This is a genomic window from Chryseobacterium taeanense (genome assembly GCF_900099685.1).
Lineage (GTDB): Bacteria > Bacteroidota > Bacteroidia > Flavobacteriales > Weeksellaceae > Chryseobacterium > Chryseobacterium taeanense.
Genome location: NZ_FNDW01000004.1, coordinates 65,462 through 82,319, shown reverse-complemented (window position 1 = coordinate 82,319; position 16,858 = coordinate 65,462). Strand labels below are relative to the sequence as shown.

Here is a 16,858-nt window from a genome sequence, read left to right as displayed (position 1 = left end):
GAATGGAAAATTTAGTGTATGCAATAATACTTTTACCACTTTTAGGTTTTCTTATAAACGGGTTATTCGGAAAAAATCTTCCAAAAATTGTTGTGGGTAGTTTGGCTACGGCAATGGTTTTTGCATCTTTCTGCATCGCAGTAAGCATTTTTATGAATTTTGATTCTGAAAGCCAGCCTGTCATTGTAAAAGCTTTTGAATGGTTTAGAGTAAACGGAGTTCAAATCAATTTTGGGTTCCAGATCGATCAGTTATCCTTAATGATGATAATGATTATCACAGGAATCGGTTCTTTAATTCACCTCTACTCTATAGGATATATGAGCCATGATAAAGGTTTCTATAAGTTTTTCACTTATTTAAATCTGTTTATCTTCTCCATGCTGTTATTGGTAATGGGGAGCAATTACCTGATCTTATTCATCGGATGGGAAGGTGTTGGATTGTGTTCTTATTTATTAATCGGATTCTGGTACACCAACGAAGAATATGGTAAAGCAGCAAGAAAAGCTTTCATCATGAACAGAATTGGTGACCTTGCTTTATTGATCGGTATTTTCATGCTGGCTTCTCAAACGAATGCGGTTGATTATCTTACGATCAGAGAAAATGCAGGAAAATTTGAATTGGACGGAAGTGTAATTATCTTTATTACGGCGAGTTTGTTTATCGGAGCTACCGGTAAGTCTGCTCAGGTTCCATTATATACATGGTTACCAGATGCAATGGCGGGACCAACTCCTGTTTCTGCATTGATTCACGCAGCAACAATGGTAACAGCAGGTATCTATTTGGTCGTAAGATCTAACTTCTTATTTACTTTAGCACCAACCGTTCAGGGAGGAATTTTATTCATCGGATTCTTAACCGCTGCTTTAGCTGGCTTCTATGCATTACGTCAGAACGACATCAAAAAAGTATTGGCCTACTCTACCGTTTCACAGCTTGGATTTATGTTCATTGCTTTAGGTCTCGGAGCTTATACAACAGCTATGTTCCACGTAATGACACACGCTTTCTTCAAAGCCTTATTGTTCTTGGGAGCAGGTTCTGTAATTCACGCGATGAGCAACGAGCAGGATATGCGTTTTATGGGGGGATTAAAGAAATATATTCCTCTTACCCACGCTACTTTCCTTATCGGAACATTGGCTATTTCAGGATTCCCTTTATTATCAGGGATGATTTCTAAAGACGAAATTTTAGTAGCTGCTTTTGCTAAAAACCCAATCTACTGGGTGATCTTATTTATTTTAGCCGCAATTACTGCAACTTATATGTTCAGATTGTACTATTTAACTTTCCACGGAGAGTTCAGAGGTACTGAAGAACAAAAACACCATTTACACGAAAGTCCGACAAATATGACATTACCATTGATCGTATTGGCCATTCTTTCTGTAGTTGGCGGTTTGATTAATCTTCCTCACTTCATCGGTCACGGTCATTATGCAAAATTAATGGAATGGCTGAAGCCGGTTCTTACTGAGGAAAGCTTTAAACAAATGGAAGCAACTCTTTCCGGAGTTCCGTTTGGTACTGAAATGATACTTTTAGGTGCGACTGTTTTGATGTTCTTTGCAGTTTGGTTCCTTGTTAAAAACACTTATGTAAATAAGAAAAAGCAAGCATTACCAGAAGAACAGTACACAGGATGGGAGAAACTGTCTGCCAGAAAATTATATGTTGACGAACTTTACAATGCATTGATTGTAAAAACTGTTGAAGGATTAGGACGCGGAGGAAAGATGTTTGATAAAGGTATTCTTGATCGTTTTGTAGACTTTGTAGGCGAAGGTGCTGAAGACAGCGGAAAAGCCATGAAGCGCATTCAGAATGGAAATGTTGAGAATTACATTTTAATCATGTCTTTAGCGGTGGGAATTATACTGATTGTTAACTTTATATTACAATAATGTCTGGTTTATTATTAACATTATTACTATTACCTCTAGTAGGTTCGGGATTAGTTTTTGCATGGAAAGATAAATCCAGCAAATATTTGGCACTGGGAATTGCATTGGTACAAATGCTTATAACCTTCTACATTGCAGCGGATTTTGATTATAATCCAACGGTAGACAGCGTATTACAGCATGAGATCAATTACCCTTGGTCACAATTTATGAAAAGCTCTCTTCACTTCGGTATCGATGGAATGAGCCTACTTCTTTTATTGCTGACAAATATTTTAACGCCAATCATTATTTTATCTTCTTTTAATGAAAATGTAAGCTACAGAAATACATTCTACGGTTTGATCCTGCTGATGCAGTTCGGTCTTGTAGGAGTTTTCACTTCGCTTGACGGACTATTATTCTACATTTTCTGGGAAGTAACATTGATTCCGATCTGGTTTATTGCCGGACTTTGGGGTCAGGAAAATAAAAGATTTGAGTTCACCACGAAATTCTTTGTTTATACATTCGTAGGATCATTATTCATGTTAGCCGGATTGATTTATGTTGGAATACATTCACCATCTTTTGCGCTAACAGATTTGTATAATGCTCAATTAAACGAAACACAGCAGACGGTAGTATTCTGGTTTATCTTCTTTGCATTTGCAGTGAAATTACCGGTATTTCCATTTCACACCTGGCAGCCGGATACCTATACGTATTCGCCTACTCAGGGATCGATGCTCTTATCAGGGATCATGCTTAAAATGGCGATCTACGGAGTTATGCGTTATTTATTACCAATCACTCCGCTTCCAATTGCAGGAATTTCAGGGCAGATTGTAATTATCCTTGCTATCGTAGGAATTGTACATGGAGCTTTAATCGCTATTATTCAATCAGATATGAAGAGAATCATTGCGTATTCTTCTTTCTCTCACGTTGGATTGATGGTTGCAGGTATTTTTGCTTCAGCAGTAATTACTTTAAGAGGAACTTTCAATATTGAAGGAGCGGAAGGAGCTTTGGTGCAGACTTTTGCTCACGGTATCAACGTTGTAGGTTTATTCTACTGCTGTGATATTTTATACAAGAGATTCAAATCAAGAGATATCAGACAAATGGGAGGTTTGGCAAAAGTTGCACCTAAGTTTGCTGTATTATTCTTAATTATTATATTAGGTTCAATGGGAGTTCCATTGACTAATGGATTCATTGGGGAATTTATCTTATTGAAATCTATTTATGATTTTAACGGCTTGGCAGCAGTAATTGCCGGTCTTACCGTAATTCTTGCCGCTGTATATTTATTGAGATTTTACGGAAAGGCAATGTTTGGCCCTGGTGATGATGCCGTATTAAGTACAGCAAAAGATTTATCTGCAGTAGAATTCTCTGTATTGGCAAGTTTAGCGGTTTTTGTGATTGTATTTGGTATTTTTCCACAACCGATCATTGAGATGGTGAATAGTTCATTGAAGTTTATCTACACGGCAATGGCCAACTAAAAATTAAAAGATTTAAAAATTAAAAAACTAGGAGATCGGAGAAGAATGAAGAGAAAAGGTTAAAAACTTTGAACTTTAAACTTCAAATCTCAAATATAGATTATGAGTGTTTTAATTATTGTTTTCCTAACGGCAGTTGTTGCGTTATTTTCAGGAGTTTTTGAACAGGGAAAATTCGCAAGGTACATTGGGATTTTGGGATTAATTATCGCGTTATGGGTAAGCTTTATGCCGGAATGTGCATTCTTTGCGCAATACCGTCATATGTATGACTATACTGACAATACGGCGTTATTCACTAAAATATCAATTGTAACGACATTATTATTATTCTTTTTGGGAGGTTTTGCATTCAGCAACCACAGAAGCCACCAGTCGGAATTATACGCCCTAATGCTTTTTGCACTTTGTGGCGGAATCATCCTTTTCGGATACCAAAACTTAGTAACATTGTTCTTAGGAGTTGAAATTCTTTCTATTCCGCTATACGTAATGGCAGGAGCCAACAAAACGGATCTGAGATCAAATGAAGCTTCCATTAAATATTTCTTAATGGGTGCATTCGCTACAGGTTTCTTGTTATTCGGTATCGCATTTATCTACGGAAGTGTCGGAAGTTTTGATTTATATAAAATCCAGGATTTCGGAGTTTCAAATCCTAAAGATGTAATGTTTATCTTAGGAGTATTATTAATTCTTTGTGCGTTGGCATTTAAAGTAGCATTAGCACCTTTCCATATGTGGAGTCCTGATGTATATTTTGGTGCACCTTCTTTAATCACTGCTTTTATGGCAAGTGTTGTAAAGATTTCAGGATTCTATGCTTTATTCAGACTGATGACCATTGGCTTCGGTGGCGTTACGGAAGAATGGATCAATGTATTCGGAGTATTCTTAATTATTACATTGCTTTTGGCAAACGTTATGGGGCTTGCTCAGACGAATGCAAAAAGAATGTTGGCCTACTCTTCAGTTTCTCACGCAGGATATATCGGATTGGTATTCTTCGGAATGACAAGCCTTTCTACCTATAATTTAGCGTTCTATTTATTTGCTTACGCGTTGGCAACAGTAGGAGTTTTCATGTGCTTAATTTACGTTGAAAAACTAAAAAGAGAAACTTCTTTCGGAGCTTTCAAAGGTCTGGCAAAGACAGAACCTCTACTGGCAACAGTTGCTGCGATTTCTATGCTTTCAATGGCGGGAATTCCATTAACTGCAGGTTTCATGGGGAAATTTGCATTATTCTCTCAGGCAATGAATTCCGATCATGGGACGTTCCTTGTACTGGTAGCTGTTTTAGGATCTGCAATATCTATTGCTTATTACCTTAGACTGATTATTTCAATGTTTTTCTTTAAAGAAAGTACATTCAAATCTTCAGAAAAAGTAACCATTACTTATAATATTGTTGCTGTAGTTGTTATAGTCTCAATCATAGCATTAGGTGTATTTCCGGATCTTTTTGCAAAACAGTTCGGATTATAGACAATCAACTAAAAAATATAGAACCACAACTGCAATGTTGTGGTTTTTTTATTTATTTTGCTCTAAAGTTTAGAATGAAAATTGTCAGAAAAAACCAATTCAGACTATTTTATTTTACTCATTTTTTTTAATCTTTCACTTCAAAAAATAATTAAGTAAAATCATTCTAAATAAAGATAAAATCAAGCATTTTTCTTAACTTTACTTTAAATTTCAGCTTTGGCAAACCTTTATAAACAGGACGCTCCATTTCAGGTTTATATTTCATTCAAAAAATATTTGGATGTATTGGAACATATCCGATACAATGACCGTTTGGAATATCGAGTGAATTATGCTAAATCATTAATTGAAAAAACAAAAAATTTTACGGAGTTCAGAGACGGGTTTCAGGACGTTTCCCTGCTGGAAAAAAATGAAGATCTCATCAAACTTCTATTGGCAGACCTCTTCCCTACCGGGTTGACGAATAACGAAATAAAAGCGGCCAGCATACCTCTTTCAAACATTACGTTCAATTATACAGAAAGATTCAAGGCTATATTAAAAGATGCCGGGAAAGATTTCGAAATAGAATTAAGAAATATCGACGACGACGAATTTTATGTTTTCTGCTGCTGCCTGATTTTACAAAGTTATTTTAAAAGAGACATTAAAAGTTCAATGCCCTTTTATTATGATATCCCCAACAGACAGGGAATCATGAAACATTATAAAATTTCGGTGAATGCTGATTTTACTGAAGTTTATCCGACAAAAGACGCAAAAATTCCGTCAGAAGAAGTGATTGATACGCTTCTTGAAAATCTGGATGATTTTAAATTATGGAAAAAGTATTTCCCATCTAATTCCTGGGTATTAAAAGGATTTACGATTGTATCTCTCGTCGACTGCACTTCCGAAGTTGCGCTTTCAGATTTGAAGTCTGCCATGATTCAGATCGACCCGGAAGATTTAAGTCCGGATGAAAATCTTATCGAAATCTTTAAATCTTATTTTGATGTTGCTCATCTCAGTTTTGGACTCATGCTTTTTAACAAAAAAGATCAGCAACTTGAAAAACTTCCGATTTATGAAAATGTTTTTACCAATCATATTTTAGATTTCTGGATCAATACTTTAGATGAAGAAACAAGGAAAAAAACATTTAATAATTTAAATCACAATTCCAGACCGATTGTCGTTTCTAATATTGAAAATCTGGATCATGACATTAAATCGATGCCATCATTCAGAATTTTAAGAGAAAATAAAATCAACAGCTTTATGGTTATTCCGATCATGAAAGACAATGAATTGATCGCCATGATGGAATTTACATCACCCATTCCCAATAGTTTTAATGGCATTAAGCTTAAGAAAATGGAATTTTTCACGGATATGATTTTATTTTCTCTTAACCGCTTCAGTTTTGAAAAAAACTATCAGATTGAGGCAATTATTCAGCGCGAATACACCACTATCCACGACAGCGTGGTATGGAAATTCAGGAATGAAGCCGAAAAATATTTTAATGCCTCACTGGCAAAAAAAATATATACTTTAAAACAGATCACATTCAAAAGTCTTACACCACTTTTCGGGTTTTCGGATATCCGTTCATCTTCAGAAAAAAGATATCATCTGATGCTTGAGGATCTTAACCAGCAGATTGATGCCCTTCATGACATTTTTTCTTTAATTAATTCTGATTCGGAAAAATATATGCTGGCTTTAGAAATTTTTGAAAATGAACTAAATAATGATATTAAAGCAGACAGCGAACAGCGTTTTCAAAGATTACTACGGGATGAAATTCATCCTTTTCTACAGGGAAAACTTGAACTAAAACCATCAAGCGAAATAAAAGCAAAAATTAAAGATTATTTTGCTAAGGTTTTTATCCAGACCAATCTTTTCTACACGAACAGAAAAAGCCTTGACGATTCTATTACACTGGTCAACAGAAAGCTTGCTGATGTTTTGGACGAAGCTCAGATAAAGGCTCAGCAGATTTTCCCGCATTATTACGAAAGGTTTAAATCTGACGGTATTGAACATAATTTATATATCGGTAAGAATATTGCACCTGATCTTCACTTTCATTCCAAAATCGTACATAAACTGAGGTACTGGCAACTTAAAACAGTCTGCAATATGGAACTTGACTTCAGAAATTTCAGGAAAGATCTTCCGATTGACCTGAATATTGCTTCGCTGATTTTTGTATACAATGAAAAAATAGACATCCGTTTCAGAATGGATGAAAAACGTTTTGATATAGATGGTGCATACAATTCTTATTACGAAATCATTAAAAAACGTTTGGATAAAGCTCTTGTTAAAGATTCTACTGATAGAATTACCTGCCCTGGAAAAATCACTATTGTTTATTTTGGGATGGAAAACCAGAGAGAGTACCTCGATTACATCAGCAAACTACAGAAAAAAGATATTCTGAAAAATGATATTGAATTCCTGAAAGTCGAAGATCTACAGGGAATAACCGGACTCCTTGCTTTGAGAGTTTCTCTGGCTTAAAAAAACTAGCGAAAATAAGTCATTTACTATGTTAAATGTTCTTTTCTAAAGAGTTAAAAATGCATAACCGAAAGACAATACCGAAATAACGATACCCGCCATGAAAATTTTATAGGTTATTGATAACAGCCTGTATTTTCTGTCCAAAACTTTTCCCAGATAATATAGATCTTTCACCATAGAATCGTAAATATAATCTCTGTCTTTGATTAATATATTCATAGCATCCTGATAATCATCAAAAATCATTCGGTTAAAATTTCCGAAAAATAAAAGATTGACTTTTCTGTCGGCAATATCTTTCGCTGTAAATCTTGCTTTTGTAACGTTGGGTTTTGTAGAAAGAATTGCGAAAATAATCGTTAAAACAGCAGAAAGCAACAGAATAAAACTTGGGATAATCAGGTGAGAATTTTTTGGCGTATCCAACTTTGGAACGAGAACAGAAAGACAGACCGAAATGATTATCGCGTTTACAGAAAGCAGAATATTCGCTTTGCTGTCGGCAATATCACTCAGCCTGGTATGATTACTCAACGTCACCCTGAATAAAGTATCAACACTTCGGTCGGATTTCGGCTCCTTTTCTTTAACCTTTTTGCTATCAGAAGATTCTTTTTTTACATCCTCTTTTTCAAGCTTCTTTTCGATCTTTTTAATATTTTTATCCTTTAGAGGCTGCCAGTTTTTCTGTGCATATTCCGTATAAAAACGGTGCCTGTTTTTAAGCATATCAAGATTTCCGGCATTCCATTCGTCGTTGGAAAAACATCTCACGTTTGTCAGTTCCCATTCTTTTCTCAAAGCATCGGAAATATCATTATAATCATGACTGGCAAAATGGCTGCAGTCAGCATCTTTCACAATTTTTTCCAATAAATTCTGTGGCTGATAGGTAATTTTGGTTGCCAAAATCAGCTTCGAAACGTCATCTATATAACTTTCAGGATAATTTTCATTCTGTAGAAAATTTTTCGCAATCTTTACACCTTCTTCCTCATGCTCTTTGGCACATTCTATGTATCCAGTATCATGAAACCAGAGAGCCAACAGAACCTTTTCCTGATCCTCCGGTGAAACATCAGTGTTTCTCAGAATCTCTTCAGCTTTATTTACCGTAAATGTAGTATGAATAAAATTATGATAAAAATATACCGAAGATAACTTATCTTTGAATAAGGTTTCAACATAATCCTTGGCTTTTTGTAAAATGTCCATCACCGAAATTTTGTTAATGTAAATTTATGAATTTATCCTTTAAAACACATTTAAAAAATACTTCCGTTGTCGTAAGAGTAGCATTATCCGCCGGGGTTCTTTATTCCTGCGCAACATATAACGTAAAAAAGGGTAAAAACTTATCTGAAATTAATAATTCTGATATAAAATCTGAAACTGATTTTAAAGTTTTTCTTGTCGGAGATGCCGGAAATGCAGACGAATCTCAGGCTCAGAGTACCTTGGATTTACTTAAAGGTCAGTTGGAGACCGCGGACAGTAACTCAATGCTCATCTTTTTGGGTGATAATATATATCCGAAAGGAATGCCGGAAAAATCTGATAAAGAGTATGATCTGGCAAAAAAAAAGCTGGAAGACCAGCTATCCATTGTAAAAAACTTTAAAGGAAAAACATTGGTTATTCCGGGGAATCACGATTGGTATCATGGTCTGAACGGACTAAAAGCCCAGGAAGATTTTGTGAAAAACTATTTAGATGATAAAAAAGCTTTTCTTCCTAAAAATTCATGTCCGATCGATGATATCAACCTTACGAAAGACATCAAACTGATTGTAATCGATTCTGAATGGGCGTTGGTAAACTGGGACAAGTATCCCGGAATTAATAAAGACTGCGACATTAAAACGCGTGAAGATCTTTACACGGAATTTAAAGATCTTATCGTTAAAAATCAGGATAAGAAAATCATCGTTGCGCTTCATCATCCCATCATAAGCAGCGGAACGCATGCAGGCTACAGCTCTGCAAAATCACATCTTTTTCCTTTAAAAAGTAAAATCCCGGCTCCTGGTGTGGCGAGTCTCATCAATATTGTAAGAAGCTCGTCCGGAGCAAATCCTGAAGACATCAACAACCAGCATTACGCAGATTTGGCAAACAGGCTCAAGAGCATTGTTCAGGACAAAGAAAATGTGATCTTCGTATCCGGGCACGATCATAATTTACAGTATCATAAAGAAAAAAATATCCGGCAAATTATCAGTGGTGCAGGTTCAAAAGTAGATCCTTCTTCAATTGGTGAACAAACTGATTTTTCGTACGGAGGAAGTGGCTTTGCTGTTTTAAATATAAGAAAAGATCAAAGTTCTGATGTTGAATATTTCTCAACAAAAAATAATAGTATTGAAAAGCTTTCACATATTCAGGTAACTGAAAAACCGGCAGAATTTGTTAATAGTTATCCGGATTCCTTTCCCGCAACTTTTACATCAACGATTTATCCTGAAAAATTAACGCAGAAAGGGAAATTTTATACATGGCTTTGGGGTGAACATTACAGAAAGTACTACGGAATGCCTATAGAAGCTCCTACAGCCAATATTTCAACACTTGATGGGGGTTATATTCCTTTCAGAGAAGGTGGTGGAAATCAGTCGAACAGCCTAAGATTAAGAGCTGAGGACGGACAGGAATTTGTAATGAGGGGTATTAAAAAAAGTGCAGTGCGCTTTCTTAACAATATGGCTTTCAAGAAAAGTACGTTCGGAAACGAATTGAACAATACATTTCCTGAAAAATTCTTACTTGATTTTTACACAGCCAATCATCCGTTTACGCCTTTTGCAATTGGAAATATGGCAGATAAAATCAATCTTTATCACAGCAATCCGAGATTATATTATATTCCGAAGCAAAAAGCTCTTGGAGAATACAATCAGAATTACGGCGATGAAATGTACATGATCGAAGAGCGTTTTTCTTCAGATCCCAAAACCTTGGCTTCACTTGATGATGCCAGAGATATTGTTTCGACAGATGATGTTCTGAAAAATTTTAATAAAAACTATAAATACTCTGTAGATCAGGAATTATACATCAGAGCCAGACTTTTTGATATGCTGATCGGCGACTGGGACAGGCACACCGATCAATGGAAATGGGCAGAATATAAAGTTGGAGACAAAATCATTTATAAACCCATTGGCAAAGACAGAGATCAGGCTTTCAGTAAATATGATGGGAATGCTTTTAAACTCATCATGAATATTCCGGCCATTCGGCATATGAAAACTTTTAAGGATGATATTTCCAGTGTAAAATGGCTCGCTATGGAACCTTATCCACTGGATCTGGTATTTTTAAAAGGCTCAACTAAAGAAGACTGGGATGCACAGGCAAAATATATCCAGGAACATCTTACAGATAAAGATATTGATGAAGCTTTCAGCAATCTGCCAAAAGAAGTACAGGATGAAACAATCGCAGAGATTCAGGGAAAATTAAAATCCAGAAAAGCGAAACTGGAGAAATATGCATCTCAATATTACGATGTCTTACAGAAAAAAGTTCCGTTGGCCGGAACAATTAATCCTGATAAATTTGTGATTACGAAGGTCGGAAATTCGGTTAATGTAAAACAATATAAGTTAGACAAAAATAAAGAAAATCCTGAACTCGTTTTTGAAAAAACCTATGATGATTCCAAAACGAAGGAACTCTGGATATATGGTTTGGAAGATGATGATATTTATGAAGTTTCCGGCGACGGAAGACCCAAAATGAACATACGTCTAATAGGAGGTTATAATCATGATACTTATAATGTTGCTGATGGGAAAAAGGTGAAGATTTATGATTTTAAATCACAGAAAAACACGTATAATACAAACGGTGCCACAAAAAACATTTCAGACGATTACGACATCAATACATACAATTATAAGCATCCGAAATACAACTTTTTTGCGGGTTATCCGAATGCAGACTATAATCCTGATGATGGCGTTATCCTGGGTGTTTTAGCCAATTATACTGTGAATAATTTCATCCGCTCTCCGTACACACAGAAACACAGCCTGAAAGTGAATTTTTATACCGCAACAGGCGGATTCAATGCGGCTTACAAAGGCATCTTCAAAAAAGCAATCGGAAGTTGGGATGTTAATCTGGATGCTGCCTTTACGACCCCACGTTTCACAGAGAACTTTTTCGGTCTGTCTAACGAAAGTGAATATGACAAGGAAGATACAGAAAGAAAATTCAACAGAGCCAGAATTTCAAAGATCAGTTTTGCGCCATCCATTTATAAAAAGAGCTGGACGAATGTTTTCAACCAGTTTCAGATGACTTTTGAAAATAATAAAGTGCAGCGAAATGGTGACCGCTTTGTGGATATTTCTCCGGATGTAAGACAAGAAGTCTTTAACAATCAGCAGTTTGCGGGTGCAAATTATACTTTCGGATACAAAAATCTTGACAATACAGCTTTCCCAACCTTAGGCATGGAATTTAAAGCAAATGCTGAATGGAAAACCAATCTGAATGATTCTAAAATTAACTTTTTGATAATAAAAGGTACTTTATCTTTAGATCATAAATTAGACAGAAGAGGGAATTTTGTTTTTGCCAACTCCAGCAATGGAATGTGGATCAACAACAATAACTTTGAGTTCTATCAGGCCGCTGCAATCGGTGGGAACAACGGAATGCGCGCCTTCAGAAACGAAAGATTCTCAGGGAAATCGTATTTTACCAACAACTCTGAGATCCGCTGGGATTTCGGAAGGGTGAAAAATAATATTGTTCCTGCCAATATGGGCGTTTTGCTGGGCTATGACATAGGAAGAGTGTGGAACCACGAAGATTCTAAAAAGTGGCATCAGTCTGTTGGCGCAGGTTTCTGGATGAGCATCGTTGAAATGTTCTCCGCAAGGCTAAATTACTTCTACGGAAGTGATGGCGGAAGAATCTCCGGAGGTGTCGGAATGACCTTTTAAAGAACTTAATTTTTATCTATCAAGAAAAACATCCGCAGAGTTATCTCCGCGGATGTTATTTTATTTCAGTTTAAACTGGTAAACATTTCCTCCTTCTTTTTTATCCTTTTCATCGGCAATCAGCAATGTTTTATCGTCAAGAAAAACAACAGCTTCTTTTTGTGAGAAATGATGTAAAGGAATTTTCTGAATTTTCGCCTTGCTAAAATCGTCAGATGTAAAGCCCGTCAGAATTTGTACATTTTTATGATTTAGTAAAACAATTTCATTTTTAGTCTGGTTAATTGCGGCTGAAGTAATAGCTGCATCATTGTAACCTCCATTAAGTTTCAGTCGGCCAACCAGTTTCGCTTCAAAATCCCCTTCTCTGTTCGGAATTTTGAAAACCAGAAAAGTTCCGTCAAAGCCTTTGCTCCTGTTTTTAGTGAAGAGATAAAAATTACCCTCTAATTCTACAAAAGCCTCGCAATCGTATAACCAGTTTGATTTTTTTGGCGGGAATTCCGTTTGTCCTTCATAATGAAATTTCGTAGTCTGGATAACTGTTGTTGATTTTTGGGAAGCATCTTTCAAATCAACTTTTAAAATGGATAAATTGCGCCTGTCGTTGTCATTATTTCCAAAATCACCGATGTAAATATTTCCGGCAGAATCGGCAGTAATATCTTCCCAATCATGATTTTCCGTATTCTCTACAAGAACATCACTCGTAAGATTTCCTTTGAGATCCAAACCATAAACGACATTTTTATTACCTTGATCTTCAATAGCCCAGATCGTATTTTTATCTTTCGACAAGGTAATTCCCGAAACTTCTTTAAGCTTTTTAGGTAAAGAAAATTCGATCTCTAAATCGTCTGTTTTAGGCGAATCCTGAGCTTTAGGATTGCAGCTCAACAGGAAAAATGCCGATACAATAACAATACGCAACATATCTATTTTTTTAATTTTTTAAACTGAAAATAAGAGAATCTGATATTTTTCTCTAAATTATTAATAATCTGCTGATGATGAAGAAAAAATCCTGCCGCCAGACCGATTAAACTCCCGATAACCGTATCAATAAGCCTTGCCTGCATTAGTGTTTCCACATTATGATGAATGTCGCTGCCCGTTTCTGCCAGAAGAATTGTTAATGGGGTAATAAATACCACGGCAAAACCATAATTCCTTACGATCAGCAATTCAATAATAAACTGTAAAACAGTAATAATGATAATCATCACAATCTTTTCAGGGTTGAATAAAAGAATGAGCCATGCAAAACCTATCCCTATGAAAGTTCCTAAAATCCTGTGCATATTTCTCTGTCGTACATGCTCAAAATTACGTCCCTGAATAATGGCAACCGCGGCAATAGAAATCCAGTACGTATTTTTAAACTGTAAAAGATGACCGACAATTAAAGTCAGTGCCATAAAGAATCCGATAATCGTGCTTTCGACGAATTTGGTGTATCTTCTTTTATTAAAACTTCTTCGGGGAACCGCCACCACTTTACTTTTTTCAATAAAAACCGAGTACAGAAAAGCAAAGGAACACGATAAGATTGCTCCCATCGCCACCAATCCTACTCTTGCCGGAATCAGTTCTAAATCAAATTTATACGTACTCGCCATTGCCGCCACCATAATAAAGAAAAAATTTCCAGGCGGTGGAATTTTATAATAGGAAGAAATAAAATGTGCCAGAAAAGAAATAACGGCTACCGACAGCGCGGCAAAATAAATATTAAAACCGAAAAAAGAACTTACTGAAAACGAGAAAACGATTCCGAATGCGCAAACTGCCAGGTGAACCATTCTCTGCGTGATGGGAGCGGAAGTAAAATATAAAATCGTTAAAGCACCCAAACTTGAAAGTGCGCCATAATTCGGTTTGCCTGAAAAATATCCGATGAAAAGGCAACTTCCGATGCATAATGCTGCAAGAAAAGGAAAATGCCATTTTCTTTCTGTCTGTTTAAATTCCAGTAAATACTGAAACCGTTGATATCCCGGATTTTGTACTTTCATTTATTGCAAAAGTTTAGCTTCTTCCCATAGAACATCCATTTCTTCCAGCGACAGATCTGCTAATTTCAGATTTTTTTCTAACGCCAAAACTTCCATCTTCTGAAATCTCGAGATAAATTTTAAATTGGTTCTTTCCAGCGCCGAATCAGGATTAATTCCAGAGATTCTTGCATAATTGATTAATGAAAAAAACACATCACCCAATTCCTGTTCTTTTTTATTAAGATCTGTTTCCGCATGAAATTCCTGAATTTCTTCATCTACTTTTTTCCAGGCATCTTCCGCATCATGAAATTCAAAGCCTATTCCTTTTACTTTATCCTGAATTCTGTACGCTTTTACCATGCTCGGCAGACTTTTCGGAACGCCGCCCAGAATAGATTTGTTTCCTTCTTTCAGTTTTAATTTTTCCCAGTTCTGTTTTACTTCTTCTTCATCTTTTACCTCAGTGTCTCCGTAAATATGAGGATGGCGGAAAATCAGTTTTTCATTGAGTGAATTAATGACATCCGCAATATCGAAACTTTCTTTCTCCGAACCGATCTTTGCATAAAAAACCAGATGAAGCAAAACATCTCCTAATTCTTTTTTAATTTCCTGTAAATCATTCTGAAGGATGGCATCTGATAGCTCGTAAGTTTCTTCCAACGTTAAATGCCGAAGTGATTCCAGCGTCTGTTTCTGATCCCACGGACATTTCTCACGCAGATCGTCCATAATATCCAATAATCTTCCGAACGCTTCCAGTTTTTCCTGTTTGGTATTCATAGTTTGAGAATTCAAGTCTTACAAATTTACGGGAAATCTTTTTGAATGTTCTTTTGTCTTGGAATAAAAGTGGGTTGTTCTTGGCTTCGGCTCCGCTCAGCCAACGATTTTACTCATTCTGTTCTGATTTTAGATTTTATTTTACAGACCATTGTAGTTGGCTGAGCGGAGCCGAAGCCAACCTTATCCCTTCATCCTTTGGTAGTTTTCCACGATCATCCATGCGGCTTCCAGCATTTTTATGAGTTGGAAGTACGGAATGACGATATTCTTTTCTGTGTCACAGCTGCAATTTCCTAACGAGAAATAAGCTACTGCCGACAGAAAATCATCGAAATCCTGCAAAGTGCAGACTTTAAAAGCGTCCTGAAATACGCACAACGGATTCCTGTGCCCTTTATCTGAGAAGATCATTTTTGTTTTGGGAAAACTGACTTCCGTTGAAACTTTAAATTTTCCTTTTTTCGTTTTTTTCGCGATGTAATGAGAGACGAGAATGAATGAACGTAATGATTGGTACAAATGGAAAATTTCGTCTGGTTCTTTCGCGATTCGGGTGTTTTTCTGTACCGAAGATTGAACCATTTCATTAAGGGTTTCTTTTGTAGCAGCAAGATCATTGAACTGGAAAAAGGTTTCCAGCAAACCTACTGCAGAATGTTTTCTTGTTCCGGACCAGAATTTGGCATCGAAGTCTGTTTTTTTCTTTTTCATCGTTCTGTTTTTTGATTATCCGCTATTAAGCATAATACTTTTTTATACGCAAAGGATCAATAAGATTCTTTTATAACAAATGTTTTTAAGTTCGCAAAGGCATTTCACTCAGCAAAGAATTCAAAGATTTTCATTCAGGGGATTTCAAAAATTCTTCGCTTTCTAAGCATACCGGAGCCGGCCTGCCTTTTGGCAGACCATTACCGGATGCAAAGAATAACAAAACAATTATGCACAGGAAGACCCTGTTCATTTTTTTAAATTCCTTTCGGGATGAAAATAATTTGGAAAATTGGCAGAAAGCCAGTACTTTTAAGGGATGAGTTTTAGCGTACTTCGGCTTTCCTTTTGGCATAAAGGAATTTCGGAGGGTGGCGGTTTTTGGGTGAGGCTATACCCCGCCTTCCTGCATTTGCGGGCAGTTTTGGTGTAGCGCTGTCTTGGGCTAAGTTGCAAGGCCGCAGTTATTACGGCGGACCTGTGAGCGACGGGATTAAAATTTTCTTTCTCATCATTTGTGTATTATGAAAGTTTTACACCTGAAACCTGCGTAAAGAACACATTTTTGCCGACGTTGTTGACTCGGAATGCGTCTTTTTAAAAGGTCTTTTGAGGCTTTTGTTAATTCGCTGATACAAATATAATAACAATTTTTAATTGTGGCAATAAAACCACAATATTTTTTTTTGATATGGACGGAAAATTTTTAACTATCTATAAAACAATCGGTGAAAATCTGAGAGATAAGCGAAAGGAAAAAAATCTATCGCAACAACAATTGGCAGATTTAGCTGGTAAAATTGATCGATCTAAAATTAGTGACATTGAAAATGGTAAAGAAGATTTTTTGTTTTCTACTCTTCTAAAAATTTGTAAGGCTCTGGATATTAATATTGAAGAGCTTTTCAAAAAATAAATTTATTATTCTCTCAATCAAAACATAAGATTAGATTCTATGTAAAAAAAAACGGGGTTTTAAAGAGTTT

The 16,858-nt window shown here is 36.0% G+C and carries 11 protein-coding genes; 6 read left to right on the top strand and 5 right to left on the bottom strand.

Going from position 1 to position 16,858, the window contains the following annotated elements; translation table 11 throughout:
* The first annotated feature begins 2 nt into the window (after positions 1–2).
* From nuoL to BLR30_RS07465, 4 genes are all read left to right on the top strand, one after another.
* Positions 3–1,916 carry an NADH-quinone oxidoreductase subunit L gene (gene nuoL, locus BLR30_RS07480; RefSeq protein WP_089856694.1) on the top strand — a complete coding sequence of 638 codons (1,914 nt, stop codon included), beginning with the start codon at positions 3–5 and terminating at the stop codon, positions 1,914–1,916.
* A complete protein-coding gene (locus BLR30_RS07475) occupies positions 1,916–3,409 on the top strand; it encodes a complex I subunit 4 family protein (RefSeq protein ID WP_089856692.1) in 1,494 nt (497 codons plus the stop codon). Before nuoL ends, BLR30_RS07475 begins: the two co-directional genes overlap by 1 nt.
* Before the next feature lie 102 nt (positions 3,410–3,511).
* Complete coding sequence (locus BLR30_RS07470) at positions 3,512–4,897, top strand: NADH-quinone oxidoreductase subunit N (protein ID WP_089856690.1); 1,386 nt, start codon at positions 3,512–3,514, stop codon at positions 4,895–4,897.
* A gap of 219 nt (positions 4,898–5,116) precedes the next feature.
* Entirely contained in the window at positions 5,117–7,417 is a 2,301-nt protein-coding gene (locus BLR30_RS07465; protein ID WP_089856689.1) for a GAF domain-containing protein, read from the top strand.
* Positions 7,418–7,462: 45 nt separating this feature from the next.
* Here BLR30_RS07465 and BLR30_RS07460 read toward each other — a convergent pair whose 3' ends face one another.
* Complete coding sequence (locus tag BLR30_RS07460) at positions 7,463–8,635, bottom strand: Pycsar system effector family protein (RefSeq protein ID WP_089856687.1); 1,173 nt, start codon at positions 8,633–8,635, stop codon at positions 7,463–7,465.
* Between the two features lie 26 nt (positions 8,636–8,661).
* Between BLR30_RS07460 and BLR30_RS07455 the strand changes: the two genes are divergently transcribed.
* Positions 8,662–12,375 carry a metallophosphoesterase gene (locus tag BLR30_RS07455; protein ID WP_089856685.1) on the top strand — a complete coding sequence of 1,238 codons (3,714 nt, stop codon included), beginning with the start codon at positions 8,662–8,664 and terminating at the stop codon, positions 12,373–12,375.
* 60 nt (positions 12,376–12,435) lie between these two features.
* Here the strand turns inward: BLR30_RS07455 and BLR30_RS07450 are convergent, their stop codons facing one another.
* The 4 genes from BLR30_RS07450 to BLR30_RS07435 form a co-directional block, all read right to left on the bottom strand.
* Positions 12,436–13,308: an esterase-like activity of phytase family protein gene (locus tag BLR30_RS07450; RefSeq protein ID WP_089856682.1), complete on the bottom strand. Its 873-nt coding sequence runs from the start codon at positions 13,306–13,308 to the stop codon at positions 12,436–12,438.
* Between the two features lie 2 nt (positions 13,309–13,310).
* Complete coding sequence (locus BLR30_RS07445) at positions 13,311–14,390, bottom strand: FUSC family protein (protein ID WP_089856679.1); 1,080 nt, start codon at positions 14,388–14,390, stop codon at positions 13,311–13,313.
* Positions 14,391–15,158: a nucleoside triphosphate pyrophosphohydrolase gene (gene mazG, locus BLR30_RS07440; protein WP_089856676.1), complete on the bottom strand. Its 768-nt coding sequence runs from the start codon at positions 15,156–15,158 to the stop codon at positions 14,391–14,393. It abuts the gene before it with no gap.
* Positions 15,159–15,341: 183 nt separating this feature from the next.
* The gene (locus BLR30_RS07435; protein ID WP_089856674.1) at positions 15,342–15,872 is read right to left on the bottom strand and encodes a hypothetical protein; all 531 of its coding nucleotides are present in this window, start codon (positions 15,870–15,872) and stop codon (positions 15,342–15,344) included.
* A gap of 691 nt (positions 15,873–16,563) precedes the next feature.
* Between BLR30_RS07435 and BLR30_RS07430 the strand changes: the two genes are divergently transcribed.
* Positions 16,564–16,788: a helix-turn-helix domain-containing protein gene (locus BLR30_RS07430; RefSeq protein WP_089856672.1), complete on the top strand. Its 225-nt coding sequence runs from the start codon at positions 16,564–16,566 to the stop codon at positions 16,786–16,788.
* The last annotated feature ends 70 nt before the right edge of the window (positions 16,789–16,858 follow it).

Excerpts from the sequence above, each read along its gene's own strand:
- nuoL (WP_089856694.1), top strand. The coding sequence starts at position 3 with ATGGAAAATTTAGTGTATGCAATAATACTTTTACCACTTTTAGGTTTT.
- BLR30_RS07470 (WP_089856690.1), top strand. The coding sequence starts at position 3,512 with ATGAGTGTTTTAATTATTGTTTTCCTAACGGCAGTTGTTGCGTTATTT.
- BLR30_RS07475 (WP_089856692.1), top strand. The coding sequence starts at position 1,916 with ATGTCTGGTTTATTATTAACATTATTACTATTACCTCTAGTAGGTTCG.
- BLR30_RS07455 (WP_089856685.1), top strand. The coding sequence starts at position 8,662 with ATGAATTTATCCTTTAAAACACATTTAAAAAATACTTCCGTTGTCGTA.
- BLR30_RS07430 (WP_089856672.1), top strand. The coding sequence starts at position 16,564 with ATGGACGGAAAATTTTTAACTATCTATAAAACAATCGGTGAAAATCTG.
- BLR30_RS07450 (WP_089856682.1), bottom strand. The coding sequence starts at position 13,308 with ATGTTGCGTATTGTTATTGTATCGGCATTTTTCCTGTTGAGCTGCAAT.
- BLR30_RS07445 (WP_089856679.1), bottom strand. The coding sequence starts at position 14,390 with ATGAAAGTACAAAATCCGGGATATCAACGGTTTCAGTATTTACTGGAA.
- BLR30_RS07460 (WP_089856687.1), bottom strand. The coding sequence starts at position 8,635 with ATGGACATTTTACAAAAAGCCAAGGATTATGTTGAAACCTTATTCAAA.
- BLR30_RS07435 (WP_089856674.1), bottom strand. The coding sequence starts at position 15,872 with ATGAAAAAGAAAAAAACAGACTTCGATGCCAAATTCTGGTCCGGAACA.
- mazG (WP_089856676.1), bottom strand. The coding sequence starts at position 15,158 with ATGAATACCAAACAGGAAAAACTGGAAGCGTTCGGAAGATTATTGGAT.